The organism is Amycolatopsis roodepoortensis, assembly GCF_024628825.1.
Taxonomy (GTDB): domain Bacteria; phylum Actinomycetota; class Actinomycetes; order Mycobacteriales; family Pseudonocardiaceae; genus Amycolatopsis; species Amycolatopsis roodepoortensis.
Map to the genome: position 1 here is coordinate 4,663,987 of NZ_CP102415.1, position 19,802 is coordinate 4,683,788.

The following is a 19,802-nucleotide window of genomic DNA, read 5'->3' on the forward strand; positions in this document are numbered from 1 at the left end:
CCTTAAGAGTAATGGAACCGAATAGTCGAACGACGAGCCACTGATAATCCACGAGACCGATGAAATCGATCTGTGGCGGGTTGCGTTGTTCTACTATTCACTATCCACCGCCGCAAGTTGAGCGGGAACCCTTCAGGCGAGCACAACGTTGTGCCGATTCTGTGTTGATCTTGTCATGACCCTGTCAAGATGGCAATGGTTTTCATTAACCACGAAGACTTCTAGTGCCCAGGAAGACACGTGCCACCAGGCGCCGAAACCAGTGTGAGCCCAGCCAGATCTAGCCTGACTGGGCTCACACTGAATACCAAATTCATGAACCAGAGAGCGCATGCCTGCTTAGCCGCACGACAGGCTCGAGCCATCGCATTCAACCGTGGCTACAAATGCTTTATCGTGCCCACGAAGGAAAGAGTGGCACTGTACCAGCTGGCTCGTTCTTCGCTGCCCACTCAGGTTTTCCGCCCAACGCGGCGCGCGCGCGAATTTCGTGTGCCCGGGAATCGCGGAGGCTTTCCAGCATTTCGGCGGCTTTTTCGTAGGCGGCTGTGGCCTGCGGACGAAATCCCAGGGCTAGCAGGGAGTCCGCTCGGGCGATCAGTGTGTCAGCGAGGTTCCATCGTTGCCACGGACGCTGGCGAAGGGAGACCGCGGCATCGAAGTGCGTAAGAGCCGCCCTATGTTCGCCTCTGCGCTGCAGCAGGAGGCCAAGGCTGTGGTGCACGAAGCTGTGGATGTCATCAGAGTCACGCCTTTGAGCGAGACTCAGCGCCTCGCGCGCAGTGTCGACGGCTCGCTCGCGATCACCGGCCTCATGGAAGGCAAGGGCGAGTGCTGCCCGGTTCATGACGACGCCGATGCCGTGGTGAAGTGCCTGGAACCGGTCGTCCGCCGCCAGGAAGTGGGCGATCGCTTCACCGTGCCGCTGGCTATCGGCGAGAGCGAGCGCCAAGCCGTGTGCGGTCCATGCCGCGGGCAGCTCGTCGCCGAGTTCGACGAATAGCTCGAGGGCTTGCGTGAGATGCGAGATGGCTTCAGACGTCCGGCCGAGGTCCCGCTCGGCCCAGCCGAGGACTTGCAGGCTACGAGCAGTGCCCGCAGTGCTTTTCGCCGCGATCGCGGCGTCGAGCCCGTCGTTGGCGGCAATGAGCCAGTCGGTCCAGCTTCGAGTGATGGCGAAGTACGGGAGGAATGCCGTTGGCAGGACCCACAGGAGGTCCTTTGCGAGGTGGCTGCGGGTGTTCTTCGCGATTCGCAGGGCGGTCGCGACCTCGGTCTGACACCAGGACATCGCCTCATCGAAGCCAGGGCTGCCTTGGTCGAAGTTCGCGAGCAGGCTATCGATCGTCGAGTCACGCCAGTTCGGGATAAGCGAGTTGTTGGCGGAAAGCGCCCGCGCCGTGTACCACCGGAGAACCCGGTCTTGGGCCTTCTCGACGTCCCGGAGGTGCTCCTCGACCAGCGCACGCTGATGTGCGTACGCCCGGAGGAGGTAGTCGATGCAGTAGCGGCCATCCGGCATGGGCGTTACCAGGTGAGCCTCCCGAAGCACGGTGAGAAGTGACTCCGCAAGGTCGGGTTCGATGCCGGCGAGCACGGCAGCGGAGTCCGCGCTGACGATGTACGCGGGACAGATCCCCAACAGACGGAACAGCCGTGCCGCGGCCGGCGGCAGAGCGAGGTAGGACAGGTCGATCACGCCATGGATGTCGACCGTAGGGTCCGGCGAGGTGAAGAGGTCCAGCCGGTGGCGGTCGGTCGCCAGCTGGGCGGCGATCTTGCCCAGCGTGCTGTCGGGACGCTGCTGGAGGTGTTCCGCGACGATCAGGACCGCCATGGGAAGCCGGCCGCAGCGCCGTACGACCGCTTCCGCGGCAACGGGGTCCGCGGCTAGCCGATGACGGCCGGCGCGGCTGGCGAGCAAGGTCAGTGCGTCGGCGACCGGCAGGGCGGGCAAGTCGATCGACACGCCGCCGGTCCGCAGCAGCAGGCTGGCTTGGTGCTCGCGGCTGGTAGCGACGACGACGCTGCCGCCGCCGGGCAGCAGATGCCGCACCTGGCTGTAGTCAGCGATGTTGTCGAGGACCACCACGGCGGGGCGTTCGGCGAGGATCGATCGGAACCGCGCGGCCCGGACCTCAAGTGCGCCGCTCAGGTCTGCCTGACCGGCGCCCAATGCCTGCAAGAAGCCATCGAGTACCTCCTCCGGCGTCCTGGGTGCACCGGGGCCGAGCCCGCGCATATCGGCGAAGAGACAGCCGCCGGGAAAGCGATCCAGATTTCGAGTAACCCAGTGCACGGCCAGGGCCGTTTTCCCGACCCAGAAGCCTCCTTCGATCACGATCGTATGGGCGCCCCCGTTCGCCTGGCTCGCAAGTGCGGCGTCCATCGTCCGCAGGACGTCTGTGCGTCCGACGAAGCCTGGGACGTCGGCGGGCAGTTGCATCGGCTTGCCCCCGCCCGCCGAGCCTTCGGAACGTTGTTGTTCGGCGAGGCGCTCGAGCTGCCCCTTCGCGTCGAGGACCGCATCGATCTGGCGCACGACTTCCGGCAGAAGGCGCCGGTGCCCGTGAAGCAGCTTGGATAGGTAGCTCGGGCTGTAGCGGGCTTTCGCGGCCACGTCACCCAGGCTCATTCCCCGCTCACGGCGCAGCCGGTGCACCGCCTCGGCAAAGCTGTTGATTTGTCGCATCTGCGTCTCCCCATCCGCAGAGCAATCGACCACGCTAGACGCGAGCCGCTCTTGCCCCGCTGCGCCGGGGCGAGCCCGGACCTGCCTCCCGCACTGGCACCACTGCGGTCACCATCAACTTCCTCCGACCTTGAGGCTCCACGCCCGCTAGCCCACCTGGGTGGCGAACTTTCTCCTCAGTTGAGGCTTCGTGGACTCGAGACTATTCTCAGGAGAAAGTTCTTTTCAACTGACGAGAAAGTGATCACCCGATTGGGTGTCTCATCAGTGAAGACACGGCGGCTGTCATGGAGGCCTGGGTGGCAGGGCAAGCGACGCGAACGCTCGCCGCGAAGCTGAACGACCTCTTCGCGACGAAGAAGCGACCGGACGGCAAGGAGTACAGCAACGAGCAGGTCGCCGAATTCATTGTCGCTGGCGGATACGCCAGGACGGCATCTCAGAGCTACATCTGGGGACTCCGTAACGGCACGAAGACCAATCCGACGAAGAGCTACCTGGAAGGGCTAGCTGCCTTCTTCGAGGTCCCGGTCGCGTACTTCTTCGATGACGACAACGAGCTGGTACGGCAAGTCGACCAACAGCTGGAAGCGCTGAAGGCGGAGCGCGCCAGGATGGCCAGCTTGTCCGGTGACGAGGAGATTCAGCTGCTGGCGATGCGCGCCGGCCAGCTGTCACCCGAACGACTGAAGCTGGTGAAGGACATGCTCGAACTCGTCTACCAGCAAGAGCGAGCCGAGAGGCCCACGCCACCCGATGGAGGGCTTCCAGGCGTCTAGAACGGACTGGCCATAGCGATTTCTGCGATGCTGCCTGAAGTCGCTGCTGCGAAGGGAGGGTGCGGGTGTCAGAACGGCGCATACGCCGACAATGCCGTGAGATGCTGAGCAAGCTCGATATTCGCCCGCCCCTGGACGTCACCGAGCTATGCCGTCAGATGGGCGAGATCCGCGGCAAACCGATCCGCCTGATCGCCTACCCCATCCCTGTCCCCGGCCCTTTCGGCATGTGGATCTCCACACGAGAAGCGGACTACATCCTCTTCCAGAAGGAAACGTCCAAACTGCACCAGGACCACATCGTCCTGCACGAACTCGGCCACATCCTCGGCGGCCACCAGGGTGCTCTCGACAGCGACGTCCTTCCCGACGGGCTCACGACGCCAGACACACGATCGCTGAGCGAGCAGTACCCGGATATCGGCGATGACGCGGTGAAACGGGCGCTTCGGAGAACTGCCTACGACACCGACCACGAACGGGAGGCCGAAGCTGTCGCGACGATCATCCTCGAGTGGGCGTCCATCCTGAACATCGCGGCCCCGCGGCCCTCTGACGGCGCCGCGCGCGGCATGGACACCGCTCTCGGCGCCCGGATCGGCTGGCTATGAGCTGGCTCATCAGCGTCGCACTGATCTGCTGTCTCCTCGGCGGCCTGGTCTGGAAGGGCTATCAGCTCAGTCGGCAACCCTGGAACCTCCCCCTACAAGGCATCGTCGGCTTCCTCGCCTTCGCGCTCATTGGGCGCATCCTTCGTGACGTCGTCGGCGACGCGTCGCTCGTGCGCGGGGGCCCGGTGTGGTCCGCCGTCGCATGGCACGCTCCCACGTCGGCCGCCGTTCTCTCCCTGCTGTTCTTCTTCGATGCGGCGACGCTGCCTCGCCAGGTGGCCAAACGCCGCACCCGTCGCAACGTGCTGGTCCTCCTCGCCGCCGAAGTCGTCATGATCGGTGCCGCCATCCTGGCGCCCGCGCCGATGTCCATCCCGTATATGTCGGTCATCTACTTCGCCGCGAACGCATTCATGGGCTGCGCGCTGGCCGCCTGTGCAATCTCAGCACTGCGCTACGCGCGCCAGGCCGAGCGGCGGCTGGCCTTGGGACTCCGCGTCGCGGCGGTCGGCTTCGCGCTGACAGCCGTAACCAGCGTAATATTCGCCGCGATCGACGTCGAGTACTGGTTCACCGGAACCCTGTTCATGAACATCATCGGCGTGAACGGGACACTGTCGTTCACCGGCATCGTCGCGATCGTGGTTGGCCTCCTCTATCCGGCGGCCCGCATGCGACTGACCGCCATACGTATCTGGTGGCGGCAACGTCAGGCCTACCAAGCACTTGAGCCGTTGTGGACAGCGCTGCACCACGCGTTCCCTGAAGACGAATCTCTCCGCGCCTCCACCACGCCGTGGGACTCCCTCCGCGTATGGGACGTGCACCGGCGCTACTACCGGCGGATGATCGAATGCCGAGACGGACTCGTCCGAATCAGCCCACGCGTAGCGAAACTCCGCGAAGACCATCCAGCCGACACGTCGCTGTCAGACCTCATTGCCGAAGCGCTCCAGGGCTCCCCTGACGACCACGGCGGCCATCAGCGGGCCGTCCCTCTCGCAATCCCGGATACCAACTCGGCGCACGACGAGGTCGACGAACTCGTAGCGCTCTCACGTGCCTTTGCTGCCAGACACTCAGCTACCTCAAGGAGGGCCGCGTGACCCATCACGCGATCATCGTCGGCGGCGGCATCGCGGGATCCGCAGCTGCCCTAGCTCTGCGCAAAGCTGGCATCACAGCCGAAGTCTATGAAGCTCGGCACGACGGAGGCGACTACAGCGGAGCCGCACTACGCCTTCCACGCAACGGTCTCAACGCCCTGCGCGCCATCGACGCACACGACATCGTCACCGACATCTCCTACCCAGTCGCCAACACGGAACTCAGCTCAGGCACCGGCCGACACCTCGGCACGGTCTCCTTCACCGGCAACGAACCCAACGACATCCCCCGCACGATGCCCCGCGCCCGCCTCGCCCGCGTCTTGCGCTCCGCGGCCGCCGACCGCGGAGCGGCCGTCACCATGAACAAGCGCCTGATAGCCGCGACGAGCCGCTCCGAGAGCGTCCTAGCAACTTTCGACGACGGATCCACAGCCGAAGGAACCGTGCTCATCGGCGCAGACGGACTCAACTCCACAACCCGCCGGCTGACCTTTCCCGCCGCACCAAAACCTCGCTACGCCGGAACCCACCTCGTCTACGGCTACGCCCCCGCGAGCACCGCCGCTCCTCCGTCGCCGGACGCCTTTCACATCTACTGGGGGCGGAAGGCGACGTTTGGCTATACGACCGCTGGCGGCGACATCTACTGGTATGCCAATATCGCCTCGCCAGAGCCACTATCTACGGAGGAACCGCGCGACCCCGAAACCTGGCGCAAACGCCTCGTGAAGCTCTTTCGGCGCGACCGTACGCCAGCCGTGGACATCATCCGAGCCGCGACCTCCATCCTGCCCTCCAACACGCGCACCCTCGACACCATGCCGACATGGCGCAGAAACCAGCTCATCCTCATCGGCGACGCAGCCCACGCCGTCCCACCAGCTACAGAGCAAGGCGCCGCGTTAGCCCTCGAAGACGCAGTTGTTCTAGCTCAACAACTTCGCAGCAACGAAGAGGCAGCGAAGGCACTCGAAGCCTTCGAGGCCATGCGACGTGAAAGAGTCATTCGAGCTGGGGCTAGCCGCCGCAGCCGCACGACGCACCGACGCGGCACGCCGCGGTGGATCGAACAGCGAAGCCGCGATCGCAGAATTGCCCAGGCAGCTCAAAGCGGCGCCATGGATCCACCAGCGTGGTTACACGAGCACCAAATCGCTTGGGACTAAGCAACTTCTGCCACCACTATCTGTCCTACTTCTATTTCTGCTGCAACCCTACGGGGTTCGACCGAATTCGGCGTAATACGTCGAGCCGTCCTGAAGTGCTCGATGCGCCAGGCTAACTCGCCGAGCCATTGATGGGCGAAGGTGTTGTTTGGCAGCGTCAACGTGGAGGAACTCAAGGCGACTGACCTCGTTGGCCGCCGGGCGAATCGCCTCGATCTGTTCGACGTTGAGGACGCCGCCGTCAAAGATGAACTGGACACTGTCACGCCACACACCATGAGTCGGCATCCAGTCAATGAGTAACAGCCGGCCAATCTGCAAGTCGACCCCAAGTTCCTCCCGAACCTCGCGGTAGCAAGCGGCTAGCGGCGATTCCTCATCCTCGGTCAAGCCTCCCGGTATGTCCAGAAACGGCTTGTAGGTCGGTGATATGAAGAGGATCCGACCCGAATCGTCACGGATGAGCACACCTGCTGCAACGTTCTTTCGCGGCAGCTGTTCGGCGATTCCCACGTTGAACTCGGGCTCTGGATCGCCCTCGTCCTTCAAGTCGTGCTGGAAGACTGTGCGATTACCGCGGTGGTTGGGCTGCTCATGCGTCAAGGTGCCTCACTTGGTAGGAGCGTGGCCACCGTCTCTGTCAACTCGCGTACAGGCCGCAGCTGCCGGTGCCCTTCAAGCTGGCTGAGCAGGTCGCGGACGATGTGATGCGAGCGCTTCGAGTCGGCGGCCGCAGCGGCTTTGGCCGCCATCGTGCCATAGTGAGCACATCGCTCCACATCCTGTTCGAGCAGGGCAGCCTTGGCGCGTTGCCCAGCCGCGAAAACCTCGCGACGAACCTGCCCCTGGGCCCTGTCCGCCAGGAGCTGCAGGTACGGTTCCGCCGCGCGAACATCTCCTAGATCGAGCCATGCCGAGCTGGCGAAGCTCGCGAACACCGCGTCATCCCAGTGCGCCATCCAGTAGGGCGTCTCATCTGCCGAACCGTGATGGTCGTACGACTTCTCACCTCGACGTAAGGCCTCAGTGCTACCCCTGTGATCACCAAGGGCCGCGGATGCAGTTGCTTCGAGCATGGCTGCCTCGGTCTTCACTGCCGCGAAGGAGCCGGACGAAGCAGCCTCCTGTGCAGCCCGAGCAAGTGCCAACGCTTGGTCAGGTCGATCAAGGTACAACGCCTGATGGCTCATGGTGGCGAAAACGAACGATCCGTACGCAGGGCTGCCCGCTTCTTTGGCAAGCCGGAGGGAGTGGATAAAATAGTGCTGCGCGAGACGGTGAAGCTGAGAGTCATAAGCCATGTATCCGATAACTTCGGCCAATACTGCCGAGGCCTGGAATAGCTCAACACGCACCGAATCAGATGCAGGCCTCCGAAGGGTCGGCAGCACACGGCTCGTCAGATACTTCACTGCTAGCCCGCGGCAGTAGTCTCCACCAAACTGGCGGTCGAGCTGATCAAGCGCTGTGGTCGTCGCTTTAATTTCGTCGATGTCTCGCACACTTGCCGGGGCTCCGGCTGTCGGCACATCGAAATCCTCCGCACCGAAACGCCAAGCACGGACCGCCTGCGCGGGCAGTCGCCCCTCAAATACACGCATACCGGGCTTCGTGTCCACCCCGTTGTCAGCATGAGCTACTGCTTCCAAGGCACTTAACGCATCATCAAGCGACGGGGCGTAGTGGGGTGACGTCGTCAGCTCTAATGACGGAGTCCGCCGGGACGGCGAGAGCAAGACCTCCAACTCGGCCAGGCTCACTTTGAGCACCTGAGCGATGCGCGGCCGCCGGTACGGCTGCGGAGTCAACTCGCCCCGTTCCCAACGCCCGACGGTAGAGAACTCGACCCCCACCGCTCTACCGAAGCTCTCTTGGGTGTAGCCCATCTGCTCGCGCCGGTCAGCGAAGGCAACTCGCCGCTCCCCCATGAACATCACCTCACCCGTCGGTCACCGTCACAATAGCCAGCTATCCGTCAAGTCTGATCACCCACTCGATGAGCTGCACCCGTTCGGACTACAAACCTGAAATGAGTCGTTTGCGCAGGTCAGGCCTAGTGGCGCCTCATAGCCGCCTCATTGCCGCTTCATTGCCGCTCTGGCTGCCGCTTGATCACCGAGCGTTCACTAGCTTCCCTGCAATCCGGACGGGCCGCGCGCCGCGCGGGGTGGACGCGCGGCGTCCGCGGATGTGGGTGTATCGCTTTCCAGACCAACAGCGGGTGCACCCACAGCGGCCTGTCTGACGACCGGAATCGGTCGCAGGCGTGCGTATAGCGCTGGCGTCCGCCCGCCGTTACGGAGGAGTCGTTCCATGCCCCACCCGCTCGATGCCGTCAACACGGCTCAGCTTCACACCGTCAGCGGCGTCGACTATGCCGACGTGTTCACCGCCGCTGCCGCGTGGTTCGCCGCGCCGGCCCAAGCCGACGTGGCGGTATGGAGCCTTGAGCTCGACCAACAAGGTCGGCTGTACATCGAATCCGACGAACGTCTCTATCTCGAAATCTATTATCAGCGCTTTGACAAACCGCGTCTCCTAAGGGGGGCGCATTGAACTGGGCGGCAAGCCGCGCGGTTCTGCTTTCCCGTCCGCCAAGCACGGCAGCGCTCCGGACTTCGGGCAGGTCAGCGTGGGCAACGATCTATGAACGCCGCATTGACGCCACGTAGCCGCTCTGGACCGGGACCTATTGCCGACGTTTAGCTAATTATCGCCTACGGACCGCTGCTACACCGGTACGTACCGGCTGTACACCGCGAGGCTTAACGAGAACGCTTGACCAACTGCGCGGCTGACAATCCGGCGCAGCCAACCAAATAGGGACTCGCTGACTATTGGAGTAATTATGCTCTTCCAGCGATTCGTGGCGCCACGCGCGTCACGATACCCAAAGACTCAGCTCGCTGTGCCGTGTTTGTTCGTGCAGCCGGTGTGTCGACGGGAATGGAGTAGGGACACCGCGCGAGGTGGTGGCCGCATGACGAACACCGGCCCCTGGTCCATCGCGTGCCGTGACGTGAACGGCCGTGAAGGGACGCTGTGTGTTGCCTTGCGCGACTCGGAAGTCGTGGTCGTGGCTCCCCCAGGAGAGAACTCGATCTTCGACTACGAGGCCGCCGCGAAGTTCCGCTCTGCCGTTATGAAAGTCGCCGAGGTGGCGGCCACACCCGTGCCGACCACATCTGGCGCCGTCACGACCACGGACACGGCGAGCACGGCGGAGCAGAACCTAGGCGGTCTTCCCCCAACCGCCGAGGAGCGCCCTGCTCTGTCACCATGTCGCGGCGGGACCACGACCCCGATATCTGGTCCCGCCGCGATCCCCGCCTCCAGGGGTGAGGACGCATGATCCCCTTGAGCATCACGGCGAGCGCTGCGCTGACGTTCATCTGTTGCCTGCTGCGTATGGCGTGGCGGCGACGGCAGCAAGCCGAGTCCGCCTATGCAGGTTCGCACCGCCGCGCGCCACGCCAGCCCCCCAACCGAGTCCTGCGGTACGCGATCGCGACCGCCGGGACCCACGGCCTCGGCTTGATCAGGAAGGCCGAAGGCCCATGAGGCGACCATGTCACACCGTGCCCGCCGCCGCCTTGCTTCGTCGGCTGGGTTGGCAGCACCGCAGGGTCGACTGCCGCGACGGCGACGGCCAGCGCTCCGCGCTGCACCTACGACGACGTACTTCCGCGGACGTCGAGATCGAGCTGCCGGGCGGGCGACTCGCCCGGTTGACCAACGTCGAGGCCGGGCAGCTCCGTGCGGCACTGCGCGACGTCCTGCTCGCGGATCAACCATCGCACCGAGCGGGGGCCGTCTAGCCAGACCTCGCGGGCTAGGTCGGCTTATCCCGAGGTGCCCTATCGGCTGAGCACGTCCGCGACACCGACTGCGGCCGGGCGGGAGTGGTTACTCGACGCCTCCCGTTCGGCCGCGCCCAACGCCCAACTCACTCTAGGAGAAACGAATCATGACCACCGTCATCGACGCCCCACCCACCCAGACCGAACAGCAACCCGGCCAACGTGTGCGGAATTACCGCGACGTATTCGCGTGGCCAACCACCATCGACAGCGTCTCCGGCGACGCCTACCTCCAGCTCGGCACCACCGTCGACGCGCTCATCATGCGCGCCGGGTCCGGCGCGGAGGTCAACAACTTCCTTGCGCGGCACACGTTGCGGGTGCCCATCATCGTGGTTCCAGGTGATCCCAATGACTGGATTTTCCTTACCCAGCCGCGCACGACCATGCGCATGTCGTCGTGGGGTGATCTGGTGCGCACTCAGATCGGCTGGAAACGGCACGGCGACGCTGTTCTGCTTCCCGCGTCGGACAACGTGAAGGAGGGCGTCCGGTGGCTTGAGCCGCCACAACCACACATGACCCTTCCGCCGTGGACCACAGTGGCCGACGCTGCCCGCCGGGCGTCCTCACCGTGCGGGACGTGGTGATCGTGCCGATCGGCTCGCCTGCTCACCGGCACCCGCGGCACGCCATTGTGATCGCTTCCGGAGGTCTGGACTCCACTGTGCTGGCGTACTGGCTAGCCCAGCGCGGAGCAGAGCTGACGCTCTTGTCCTTCGATTATGGTCAACGGCACCGGGTCGAACTGGAATACGCGGCTGAGATCGCGCGACTGCTTGACTGTCCACACGAGATCGTTGACCTGGCGATGCTTGGTCGCCTGCTGGCTGGTTCCGCGCTGACCGACGCCGACGTGCCGGTGCCAGACGGCCACTACACCGACGAGTCGATGCGGGCGACGATCGTCCCGAACCGCAACGCGATCATGCTCGACATCGCGGTCTCGCTAGCCGTTGTCCGCAAGGCCGACGTGGTCGCGTTCGGCGCCCACGCGGGTGACCACGCCGTCTACCCGGACTGCCGCCCGGAGTTCGTCGAGCGGTACGCATGGTCGGCCCGCGTCGCCAACGACGGACTTCTGGACGACGATTTCGAGATCCTCGCCCCGTTTATCACCCAAAGCAAGACCGACATCGTCCGTCTCGGCGCGGCATTCCGCGTGCCGTTCGAGAAAACGTGGTCGTGCTACCGGGGCGGAACGACGCACTGCGGCAAGTGCGGGACCTGCACCGAACGCAAGGAAGCGTTCCAGCAGAACGGCATCCCCGACCCCACCAACTACGGCAGCGCGTGAGGAGATGACGATGGCGGACGCGGAGTTCGGATCACCGGCAGGGCCTGGGCGGGGCCGTCGTTCCCACCGCTACAGCTCGCGCGTGTCGGGTAGCGAGCCGGTACAGCGTGGCGAGGGGATCGTTCCTGCCGCCCAAGCACCCAGCACGGTAGCGCACCCGGACGTAACCGCGCCAGCGTCCCCGGCCTCCGGACCGCAATCGCACTCACTGATGCCGCTGCTGTCCGAGCCGCGTCTGCGCCGCGCGTTGCGCCAGTGCGGCAGGCGGGCCTCCACCCCCGGTGCCGACGGCATGACCTGGGGCCGGCTACGCAGCGAGGCCCACGTGATGCTGCCGCAACTGGCCCTCGAGCTCGCCGAGGGCACCTGGCGGCCCGGACCTGTCCGGGAGGTCCAGCTGCCCACCTATACCGGCAAACAGATGCACACCTTCATCCCCACCGTGCGGGACCGCCTGGTGCACCGCGCGCTGCGCACCGCGTTGGAGCCAGTGCTGGAAGCGAGCGCCTTCCACGACTGGGTCTCGGGATTCCGCCCACGCCGAAATCGCATAACCTCGTTGCGGCAGGCCGCCGTGCATCATCAAGCAGGCTTCCGTTGGATCGCCGATCTCGATGTCGCGTCGGTGTCCGAAGGCGCGACGATCGACGAGGTCATCGACTGGCACGCCGAGCACATCCACGACGGCACCTTCCTGGCCCGCCTGCGTACGGCGCTCTCCGCGATGCCGAGCCCGATCGCGGCGGGCTCAGGCCTGGCGCCCCTGCTGATCAACCTTCGGTTGTCCCAAGTGGACACACAACTTCCGCAGCTTCGGGTCGTCCGCTTCGCCGACAACTATGCCGCTTTTGCCCCGACCTGCGAGGAAGCGCACGGGGCCTTCGACACCATCAGCGACGCGCTCCTGCGGCTTCGGTTACGTCCCAACGAGCGCAAGAGCCGCATCCGGAACGACGCCAATGTCGAAGACCTGTTCCTGATCGGCGGCTGAGCCATGCACCTGGAATGGATCAAGATCACCGGCGGGATCTGCGCATACGGGGACGCCGGGCGCCCGGTCAAGGTCCCGGCCCTGTTGTGGACACGCACCCCGCTCGCCTACGGACACCTGCCGAGCGAGCACCCTGGTCTCGGGCCGCGGTACCCCATCACCGAGATCAGCCACGCCGAGGCGACCCAGATCGCCGGTCGCCTGGGCGGCCGACTGCCGCGCTCGGCGGAATGGGAGTGGATGGCCGCCGGACCCGGCCGCCGTCGCTGGCCGTGGGGCGCCGCACCCTGGCAGCCGGCGTTCGCGAACCTGCGTGATTCCCTGCACGACACGGTCACCCCGGTCGACACGCATCCCGCCGGTGCCACACCCGAGGGCATGCTCGATGTCGCGGGCAACGTGTGGGAGTGGACCGCCAGCACCGTGATGAGCGAGGGAGTCCTCATCCGGGGCGGTTCCTACGCGGCGCCGCCGTTGTACGCGCAATGCACGTTCCTCAACGCCGCTCCCGCGGAATTGCGCTCGCGTGGCATCGGCATGCGGGTGGTGCGCGAGCTATGACTCTTCAGCCGCCCACCACTCGCGTCCTCGCACCCGCCCAAGGGTTGATCATCCTCAACTGCTCACGGAGGAAGCTTGTCACCGCCGCGCCGGTAGCGGCGCTCGACCTCTACCAGGGCGGATGCGTCCCGAGCGCGCGTGAACATTTCGCCGCTGATCCCGCTCGCCGAGCTCGGATCCGGATTTTGTCCGGCGCCTACGGCCTGCTGCGCCCTGAGACGCTGATCAGCACCTACGACCACCGGCTCACGACGCGGGCCGCTGCCGCGCGGCTGCACGAGCGGACGGTCGCCGCGCAACTGGACACCGAACTCGCCGACGCACCGTCGCTGCGGCACGTGCTGATCCTGGTCGAGCCGCTGTATCTGCACGCTCTACAACGTGTGTTCGACCATCCCGCCCGATTCGGGCAGCTCACGATCATTCCGGATGCGAGGGCATGGAGCGACGGAGTGCCCCACCTCCGGGACTGGGGGTGGGCGTGACCACGCTGCACCAGGAATTACTGCGCCGCAACAACTTTCACACCAGCAGCACCCGAAGCTGGGAAGCCGTGTCCGGAATCGGCTGGCACGAGCCCACGCCGTCAGGTCTTCCGCTGGCCGCCGTGCGTACCCTCTCGGTCGTCATCCCGGCCCACAACGTCGGCTATTGCCTTTCCTCCGTGCTTGACGCCTTGGAAGGCCAGCACCACCGGTACAGGTTCGAGGTCATCGTCGTCGACGACGCCAGTACCGACACCACAGCCGCCATCGCCGCCGTGCATCCGATCGTCACCACCGTCCTGCGGATCCCTGAACGCGCGGGCGCGGCCACCGCACGCAACCTCGGCACCGCGCTCGCCAGCGGGCAAACCGTCCTCTTTCTCGACGGCGACATGGTCCTGCCCCCGCACGTGATCACCGACATCACCGCCCGCGCGACCGACACAACGGTGCTCGTCGGATTCCGCCACAACCTCCCCTACGACCTGCACCAGGGCGGGCGGGGAGTGCTCGCCGATCACCCGGACCTCGCGGCCGACCACCGAGTCGTCTGGCGGCCACCGGTCGGCCGGCCGCTGCTCTACACCGGCATCACCCTGGATAAGCGTTTCGACGGCCGCCCGCTGGATCACACCCACGACTTCCTCGACCTCGGCTACGGCCGGCGCTATGTCGACTGGGACCTCCCCCGCATGGTCGTCACCGCCCTTGTCGCCGTTCCCCGCACCGCCGTCCTCAACGTCGGAGGGTTCGACCCCGATTTCGGTCGAATCGGCTGGGGGATGGAAGACACCTACCTTGGCGCGTGCCTGATCGCGTCGGGATTGCTGGTCATACCGCTCCGGCAGGCCGTCGGGTTCCACCTCGATCCCCCGGACGCCGACCAGCAATGGCAGCACAAACTCGCCAGCTGGCCCGGCACTCTCGCCCGTTACTGGGACCTCATGCGGCGCCCCGCCCCAACCGGCCGCTCCCAAGCATTCATGGCCGGAATGACCAAACTCCTGCACCTTTGCGAGGTATTGCGATGAATGGCCCGATGGCGTTGACGTTTGGCTATTGCCTCTTCGTCGCCGGGATGCTGGTCGGCAGGCTGACCTGCCGCCGCACCCCGGCAGACGCGGCGACGAAACCAGTCTGCGGGTGTTCTCACGGGCTTGAACACCACGACCCCGAGTCCAAAGAGTGCCGCGGCGAGATCCTGCACAGGGACGCGCGCAGCACGAGTGGCATCTACATCGGCAACCAGTGGGTTGCTTGTACCTGCCGTCAGTATGTCGGCCCGAAGCCGTTCGAGGAACTCTTCGTCTCGCCGATACTGCCCCCGCAGGACACAGCATGACGGCACCACGCACGACCACGACACGTACCTTTGCGACGCGAACACAGGGCAACGAGAGCGTCATCCATGATCCGCTCACCGGACTGACCCACCGCGCCAGCACCGCCCTCGGCTCCGGGCGCGTCCGGTTGTCCGGCACTGACGTCGGTTCTTGGCCTGAAATCCACCCGGCAGCCGTGCACGCGGACGTGCCGATTAGCGTCTGCTGGTCGCCCCTGGTGCGCTGCAACCTGACCTGTCCGTACTGCCTGGACGACAAGTCCGTCCTCGAACTGGGCCGGGCCGAGCGCTACCGCATCGCGAACCTTCTCGCCGAGTCCGCGGTCCTGGGTGTGGATATCTCCGGCGGCGAACCGCTGCTGCTGCGCGATTTGCCTGAGTTGATCGACGTACTCGTCGCAGGCAGGTGCGCGGTCAGTGTGACCACCAACGGAACACACCTGGCCCGCCGCGCCGAAGCCCTGGCCGCCCGCGTGGACGCCGTACGGGTAAGCCTGGACGGCCCGGACGCCGAACGCCACGACCGGTGGCGCGGTGCAGGCAGTTTCGATCAGGCCATCGCTGGAATCCGGGAGGCAATCGCCCAGGGAATCCCGACACAGATTCAGGCTGTGCTCCTGCGCTCTACGGCCCGGGTCAGCATCCGAGCGATGGTTGCCCTGGCCGCGACCCTGGGGGTGAGCGGAGTGACCTTCCTGCAGGTGCTCCCCATCGGTGAAGGCGCCGCGATGGCCGACGACGAGCAGCTGACCGATGACGAAGCTCTCGCTCTCCTCGCCGAACTGAGCTCCATCGCGGACGTACCCGTGCGACTGCGTACTCGCGAGGCGGCCGGAGGCTTCACGGTGATCCGCGCCGACGGCCAGATCTGGCGCAACCAGCCCGGCGCGCACGCCATCAGCTCCCTTCACCTCCTGCGCACGACCAGCGACCTCGCGCTGACCGCACGCGATGGCTCAGCGTGAACAGCTCCGCGGACGACGTCGAAATCGGCCCAGCTCCCAAGCACGCGCCGCATTACGGAGGACAGACCATGAACACGCCGACGAGTGATCAATTCGACCAGTTCGCGCGCGCTCTGGGCGAATTGCTGCGTTCCGCGCGGAGAGAACGCGGCTGGACCCGCAAACAGATGCGTGCCGCGATGTGCGCAGGCGACGACGAACTTTCCTTGCAAACGCTCGCCAGCTATGAACTCGGTACGCGCCGGATATCTGTCGAGCGGCTGGTCGAAGTGTGCGCTGTGCTGAAAAAGCAACCAGACGAGCTACTGCGCCGCGCGACGACCCTCGCGTTCAGCGGTCACTACGGCACTCGCATCAAGGTCGACCTCCTTGGCCTCGCACACACCACCGATCCCAGGCTGCGGCCTCTCCGACGATGGGCACAGGTCCGTGCCCAGCAATCCCCGGCGGAACGAATCCTGGTCGAAGAGCTCGACGCTACCGCGTTGTCAGCGATGGCCGGCATCGCCGGAACCACCGAATACGACCTCGTACAAGCCCTGCAAGAGCTCCCTACCGCCCACGACACAGGCATCCACCTCGCTGACGCGATATCCCCCGCTCTGTAAGGAATCGACCCGCGAATGACCACAGCACAGCGCGACTTCGATCACCACCGGATCTGGCGCGTGACACCGGAAGCTCTCCACGACGCCGCCAACCTTCTGACTGACGCGGTCCTGCGTGATCACTCGTCGGTCGAGCGCGTCATCGGCATCGCCAACGGCGGTGTCTCGCCCGCCCACCTCGTCGCCTCCACGCTGAGGCTGAACGCCCGCATCGTCCGCGCCCGCCACAACAGCAGCGACGACGCCTACCAGCAGGCCACCGGCAACGTGTCCCTCGATCTCGCCCCGTTGACCCGCAGCCTCAACGGCGAAAGGCTCAGGGGCCGCGTGCTGGTGGTGGACGACATCTGTGGCAGCGGTGCCACCCTTCGCCGCGTCCACGACGACCTCACCCCCTTACTTGGCCCGGACGCCCAGATCCTGACCGCGGTCCTATGCCTCAACACCGGGGCGACCACGCTGCCCGACTACTCGATCTGGACCGTCTCCGACTGGGTCGTCTTTCCCTGGGAAAAGCCACCCGCCGACCACGCCACCACAACGCTGCCGCCGCCGAAGAAGGTCCTCCGCCATGTCTAGCGCGCCCCCGCTGACCGTTGCGTTCGTCCTGGCCTCCTACACCCCGAACGCGCCGGCCGGGATCGAACGCGCCACCGCCGCCCTCGCTCACGGCCTGCGCCAACTCGGCCACCGCAGCCTCATCCTCACCGCCGCCCCGGTCGCCACTCCGGATGACACCGTGATGCGGGTGGGCTCAGTGGGCGTCACCTTCCCCTGCGACGACGACGAATTGCGCGACGCGATCAGCACCCATGGACAGGACGCCCTGCTCGCCGCCGAACTACGCGAGGTGTACCGCGAGTACCAGGTCGATGTCGCCGTCTACGCCGACGGCTTATGGGGCCTCGGCAGAGCCGCACCGATCGGCCAGGCGCGCTCGGTGCTGGCCATGCACGTCGTCGGGCATCACCAGGACCTCGAGCCCGCCCTGGACCGTGCCGAGCTGGTCATCGCACCGTCTCAGACGGTGCTCGTTCAGGCGCACGATCGCGGTTATGACACCGGCGGCTGGCAGGTCGTGCCCAACGCCCTGCTGCACGACCCGGCACCACCATCCGACTCGCGACGCGAGGCTCTGCGACGGCACGGCCCCATCAGAATCTTGGCCCGGCTCGGGCCGGAGAAGAACGTCCGGGCCTTGCTGGACGCCGGACGCCTGGTCGACCGCACGGTCGAGGTGATCGTCGGCGAGGCCGGGTTCGAGGCCACCGTCGGCGGCCAGGCGGCCGAACTGGACCAGTGCCGCTACTCCGCGGCCCACCTCACCCTCGCCACCGTCCACGGCGGCGGCCTCGACTGGGACCGGGTGCCATCCTGGCTCGCGCAGGCCGCGGTGGTGATCGTGCCCTCGCTACGGGAGACCTTCGGGCTGGTAGCGCTGGAGGCCATGGGTGTCGGGACCCCGGTCGTCGCGTTCGACGTGGGTAACCTGCCCGCCCTGGTCGGCACCAGTGACGACGCGGGCGGAGTGATCGTCCCCCGATCGTGGGGCGAGCACGGTCTCTGGCGCGCCGCCGAACAGCTACTCGCGGATCCAGTACGCTACGCGCACCTATCCAGGGCTGCGTACTACCGCTCGCGGGACTATCTGCCCACCACAGTCGCCGAGACATTCGTAAAGGCGGTGCGGTGATGCCTGCTGGCGTCCCTTTGCTCCTCGTAGACGGTCACAACTTGCTCTGGCGCGCGGCGTTCGGGTTCCCCGCCGCGATCCTCTCCCGCGACAAAACCCGCGATCTCACAGCCGAGTTCGGTTTCTTCGCCCTGCTCCGCGTCGCGATCCGCGAGGAGATACCGGAACCACCGGAGGTCCTCGTCGTGTTCGACGGCGAGCACGGCACCGCCGACCGCAAGGACAGCGACGCCGACTACAAGGCCAACCGTGTCATCGACGAGGCCGCCCTCAAACCTCTGCGCGCGATCCCGCACGTCCAGCGGGCCCTGTCCGGCTACGGCATCCACTGGATCGAGATCGACACTGCCGAAGCCGACGACGTCATCGCCAGCCTCGTCGCCACCACCCGCGAACGGGAGCCCGGCCGACGGGTCTGGATCATGTCCGGCGACCGCGACTTCTACCAACTCGTCGACGAGCACGTCCACGCACTCAACACCGTCATGAAGCGGGGCCGACGGCACATCGGCCCGTCCGAGGTCACCGAACGCTACAACGTCACTCCGGGGCAGTGGCCCGACTTCTGCGCCCTCAAAGGCGATCCTGCGGACAACATCCCTGGTGTGAAAGGGATCGGCGAAGGCACGGCGGCCAAGCTCCTGGCAGGCGGCCTGCACCTCGACCAGCTCCCGGACTCCGGACGACTGACCGGCGCGAGGAAGACCAAGGTCGCGGAGACCTGGGAACAAGTACTCGTCTGGCGCGAGCTCATCCGGATGCGCACCGACCTCACCCTCCCACACCACCCGACCGGCGATCCCACTCGAGAACTGCCCAGGCCCGCCGACGTCATCGAGAAACTCGGACTGTGGTGAGCGGCGTGCCGTTCACCACGCCAGCGTCCGTGCTGACCGTGATGGCCCACCCCGACGACGCCGAGCTCTGGGCCGGCGGAACCCTCGCACGCTGCTCCGCCTCCGGGGCCGCCGTCACCATCGCCGTCCCGCGCCACGCCGAACCAGAACGGAACACCGAAGCCGCAGCAGGCGCGGCGATCCTGGGAGCCACGCTGTACCAGTACGACCAGCCCACCGTGGCGTCGCTGCGCGAACTACTGCTCGCCGTGCGGCCCGAGGTCGTCATCACCCACCCGCTTCGCGACGTCCACCCCGACCATCGCGCGGTCGCCGACACACTTGTTGCGGCCCTGCCCGACGTCGTCATCGCCACTGGGCATCCGCACCGGGTCTACACCGCCGACTCCTACAACAGCCTCACCCTCGACGGTCCCATTCCCGCGCACACCATCATCGACATCACCGATACCTACGACCAAAAACAACGCGCCCTCGCGGCGCACGCCTCCCAGCCAATCACCGACCACTTCGGGCCGATGGCCGAGACACTCGCACGCCTATGGGGAAGCCGCATCGGCGTGAACCATGCGGAGAACTTCGTACCGATGCCCGTACTCGGAAGACTCCCAGCCGCTCCCACCATGTGATCGGCCTAACCACATTGTGTGAGCGACTCCCCTACCCGACCATCGCCTCCGACGTGACTGGCGGTCCGGGCTGCGAGAACGCGGCCTTCCGGCGCCTCGCCAAGCTCGCCGGGACGCTGTTCTTCGGCCAGCGCCTCAACTGGGTCGGCTGGGCGAA

General features: G+C 65.9%; 22 protein-coding genes. 19 read left to right on the plus strand and 3 right to left on the minus strand.

The features are described 5' to 3' along the window. Window positions 1-391: 391 nt before the first annotated feature. The gene (locus NQK81_RS22080; protein ID WP_257489626.1) at window positions 392-2,692 is read right to left on the minus strand and encodes a helix-turn-helix domain-containing protein; all 2,301 of its coding nucleotides are present in this window, start codon (window positions 2,690-2,692) and stop codon (window positions 392-394) included. Between the two features lie 287 nt (window positions 2,693-2,979). On the opposite strand from NQK81_RS22080, the gene NQK81_RS22085 reads away from it, so the two are divergent. From NQK81_RS22085 to NQK81_RS22100, 4 genes are all read left to right on the plus strand, one after another. Then, window positions 2,980-3,471 (plus strand): XRE family transcriptional regulator, encoded by a 492-nt coding sequence (locus tag NQK81_RS22085; RefSeq protein WP_257489627.1) that lies wholly within the window; start codon window positions 2,980-2,982, stop codon window positions 3,469-3,471. A gap of 65 nt (window positions 3,472-3,536) precedes the next feature. Further along, entirely contained in the window at window positions 3,537-4,082 is a 546-nt protein-coding gene (locus tag NQK81_RS22090; RefSeq protein WP_038520651.1) for a hypothetical protein, read from the plus strand. After that, entirely contained in the window at window positions 4,079-5,188 is a 1,110-nt protein-coding gene (locus tag NQK81_RS22095; protein ID WP_257489628.1) for an MAB_1171c family putative transporter, read from the plus strand. Before NQK81_RS22090 ends, NQK81_RS22095 begins: the two co-directional genes overlap by 4 nt. Next, window positions 5,185-6,357: an FAD-dependent monooxygenase gene (locus tag NQK81_RS22100; RefSeq protein ID WP_257489629.1), complete on the plus strand. Its 1,173-nt coding sequence runs from the start codon at window positions 5,185-5,187 to the stop codon at window positions 6,355-6,357. Before NQK81_RS22095 ends, NQK81_RS22100 begins: the two co-directional genes overlap by 4 nt. 48 nt (window positions 6,358-6,405) lie before the next feature. Here NQK81_RS22100 and NQK81_RS22105 read toward each other — a convergent pair whose 3' ends face one another. Further along, window positions 6,406-6,960: an NUDIX domain-containing protein gene (locus tag NQK81_RS22105; protein WP_257489630.1), complete on the minus strand. Its 555-nt coding sequence runs from the start codon at window positions 6,958-6,960 to the stop codon at window positions 6,406-6,408. Then, a complete protein-coding gene (locus tag NQK81_RS22110) occupies window positions 6,957-8,285 on the minus strand; it encodes a helix-turn-helix domain-containing protein (RefSeq protein WP_257489631.1) in 1,329 nt (442 codons plus the stop codon). Before NQK81_RS22110 ends, NQK81_RS22105 begins: the two co-directional genes overlap by 4 nt. A 385-nt stretch (window positions 8,286-8,670) precedes the next feature. Here NQK81_RS22110 and NQK81_RS22115 point away from each other — a divergent pair, with 385 nt between their 5' ends. The 15 genes from NQK81_RS22115 to NQK81_RS22185 all read left to right on the plus strand — a co-directional run bounded on the left by NQK81_RS22115 (window position 8,671) and on the right by NQK81_RS22185 (window position 19,645). Continuing rightward, complete coding sequence (locus tag NQK81_RS22115; protein WP_257489632.1) at window positions 8,671-8,913, plus strand: hypothetical protein; 243 nt, start codon at window positions 8,671-8,673, stop codon at window positions 8,911-8,913. Between the two features lie 1,022 nt (window positions 8,914-9,935). Then, window positions 9,936-10,175 (plus strand): hypothetical protein, encoded by a 240-nt coding sequence (locus tag NQK81_RS22120; protein ID WP_257489633.1) that lies wholly within the window; start codon window positions 9,936-9,938, stop codon window positions 10,173-10,175. Between the two features lie 149 nt (window positions 10,176-10,324). Continuing rightward, window positions 10,325-10,807, plus strand: a complete 483-nt coding sequence (locus NQK81_RS22125) for a hypothetical protein (RefSeq protein ID WP_257489634.1) — start codon at window positions 10,325-10,327, stop codon at window positions 10,805-10,807. Further along, the gene (gene queC / locus NQK81_RS22130; protein ID WP_257489816.1) at window positions 10,807-11,514 is read left to right on the plus strand and encodes a 7-cyano-7-deazaguanine synthase QueC; all 708 of its coding nucleotides are present in this window, start codon (window positions 10,807-10,809) and stop codon (window positions 11,512-11,514) included. The genes NQK81_RS22125 and queC overlap by 1 nt, the downstream gene beginning before the upstream one ends. Before the next feature lie 211 nt (window positions 11,515-11,725). Beyond that, the gene (locus NQK81_RS22135; protein ID WP_257489635.1) at window positions 11,726-12,505 is read left to right on the plus strand and encodes a reverse transcriptase domain-containing protein; all 780 of its coding nucleotides are present in this window, start codon (window positions 11,726-11,728) and stop codon (window positions 12,503-12,505) included. 3 nt (window positions 12,506-12,508) lie between these two features. Then, window positions 12,509-13,066, plus strand: coding sequence for a formylglycine-generating enzyme family protein (locus NQK81_RS22140; RefSeq protein ID WP_257489636.1), 558 nt, complete (start codon window positions 12,509-12,511; stop codon window positions 13,064-13,066). After that, a complete protein-coding gene (locus NQK81_RS22145) occupies window positions 13,063-13,551 on the plus strand; it encodes a DUF6884 domain-containing protein (RefSeq protein WP_257489637.1) in 489 nt (162 codons plus the stop codon). Before NQK81_RS22140 ends, NQK81_RS22145 begins: the two co-directional genes overlap by 4 nt. Further along, window positions 13,548-14,582, plus strand: a complete 1,035-nt coding sequence (locus NQK81_RS22150) for a glycosyltransferase family 2 protein (protein ID WP_257489638.1) — start codon at window positions 13,548-13,550, stop codon at window positions 14,580-14,582. The genes NQK81_RS22145 and NQK81_RS22150 overlap by 4 nt, the downstream gene beginning before the upstream one ends. Continuing rightward, a complete protein-coding gene (locus NQK81_RS22155; RefSeq protein WP_257489639.1) occupies window positions 14,579-14,893 on the plus strand; it encodes a hypothetical protein in 315 nt (104 codons plus the stop codon). Before NQK81_RS22150 ends, NQK81_RS22155 begins: the two co-directional genes overlap by 4 nt. Then, window positions 14,890-15,858, plus strand: a complete 969-nt coding sequence (locus NQK81_RS22160; RefSeq protein WP_257489640.1) for a radical SAM protein — start codon at window positions 14,890-14,892, stop codon at window positions 15,856-15,858. Before NQK81_RS22155 ends, NQK81_RS22160 begins: the two co-directional genes overlap by 4 nt. 68 nt (window positions 15,859-15,926) lie before the next feature. Beyond that, window positions 15,927-16,466, plus strand: a complete 540-nt coding sequence (locus NQK81_RS22165) for a helix-turn-helix domain-containing protein (protein ID WP_257489641.1) — start codon at window positions 15,927-15,929, stop codon at window positions 16,464-16,466. A gap of 15 nt (window positions 16,467-16,481) precedes the next feature. Further along, window positions 16,482-17,045, plus strand: a complete 564-nt coding sequence (locus tag NQK81_RS22170; protein ID WP_257489642.1) for a phosphoribosyltransferase — start codon at window positions 16,482-16,484, stop codon at window positions 17,043-17,045. Beyond that, window positions 17,038-18,159 (plus strand): glycosyltransferase family 4 protein, encoded by a 1,122-nt coding sequence (locus NQK81_RS22175; protein WP_257489643.1) that lies wholly within the window; start codon window positions 17,038-17,040, stop codon window positions 18,157-18,159. The genes NQK81_RS22170 and NQK81_RS22175 overlap by 8 nt, the downstream gene beginning before the upstream one ends. A gap of 41 nt (window positions 18,160-18,200) precedes the next feature. Continuing rightward, window positions 18,201-19,016 carry a 5'-3' exonuclease gene (locus NQK81_RS22180; RefSeq protein ID WP_257489644.1) on the plus strand — a complete coding sequence of 272 codons (816 nt, stop codon included), beginning with the start codon at window positions 18,201-18,203 and terminating at the stop codon, window positions 19,014-19,016. Window positions 19,017-19,021: 5 nt separating this feature from the next. After that, entirely contained in the window at window positions 19,022-19,645 is a 624-nt protein-coding gene (locus NQK81_RS22185; protein WP_257489645.1) for a PIG-L deacetylase family protein, read from the plus strand. The last annotated feature ends 157 nt before the right edge of the window (window positions 19,646-19,802 follow it).

Excerpts from the sequence above, each read along its gene's own strand:
- NQK81_RS22080 (WP_257489626.1), bottom strand. The coding sequence starts at position 2,692 with ATGCGACAAATCAACAGCTTTGCCGAGGCGGTGCACCGGCTGCGCCGT.
- NQK81_RS22085 (WP_257489627.1), top strand. The coding sequence starts at position 2,980 with ATGGAGGCCTGGGTGGCAGGGCAAGCGACGCGAACGCTCGCCGCGAAG.
- NQK81_RS22095 (WP_257489628.1), top strand. The coding sequence starts at position 4,079 with ATGAGCTGGCTCATCAGCGTCGCACTGATCTGCTGTCTCCTCGGCGGC.
- NQK81_RS22110 (WP_257489631.1), bottom strand. The coding sequence starts at position 8,285 with ATGGGGGAGCGGCGAGTTGCCTTCGCTGACCGGCGCGAGCAGATGGGC.
- NQK81_RS22115 (WP_257489632.1), top strand. The coding sequence starts at position 8,671 with ATGCCCCACCCGCTCGATGCCGTCAACACGGCTCAGCTTCACACCGTC.
- NQK81_RS22125 (WP_257489634.1), top strand. The coding sequence starts at position 10,325 with ATGACCACCGTCATCGACGCCCCACCCACCCAGACCGAACAGCAACCC.
- NQK81_RS22135 (WP_257489635.1), top strand. The coding sequence starts at position 11,726 with ATGCCGCTGCTGTCCGAGCCGCGTCTGCGCCGCGCGTTGCGCCAGTGC.
- NQK81_RS22140 (WP_257489636.1), top strand. The coding sequence starts at position 12,509 with ATGCACCTGGAATGGATCAAGATCACCGGCGGGATCTGCGCATACGGG.
- NQK81_RS22145 (WP_257489637.1), top strand. The coding sequence starts at position 13,063 with ATGACTCTTCAGCCGCCCACCACTCGCGTCCTCGCACCCGCCCAAGGG.
- NQK81_RS22155 (WP_257489639.1), top strand. The coding sequence starts at position 14,579 with ATGAATGGCCCGATGGCGTTGACGTTTGGCTATTGCCTCTTCGTCGCC.
- NQK81_RS22160 (WP_257489640.1), top strand. The coding sequence starts at position 14,890 with ATGACGGCACCACGCACGACCACGACACGTACCTTTGCGACGCGAACA.
- NQK81_RS22165 (WP_257489641.1), top strand. The coding sequence starts at position 15,927 with ATGAACACGCCGACGAGTGATCAATTCGACCAGTTCGCGCGCGCTCTG.
- NQK81_RS22170 (WP_257489642.1), top strand. The coding sequence starts at position 16,482 with ATGACCACAGCACAGCGCGACTTCGATCACCACCGGATCTGGCGCGTG.
- NQK81_RS22175 (WP_257489643.1), top strand. The coding sequence starts at position 17,038 with ATGTCTAGCGCGCCCCCGCTGACCGTTGCGTTCGTCCTGGCCTCCTAC.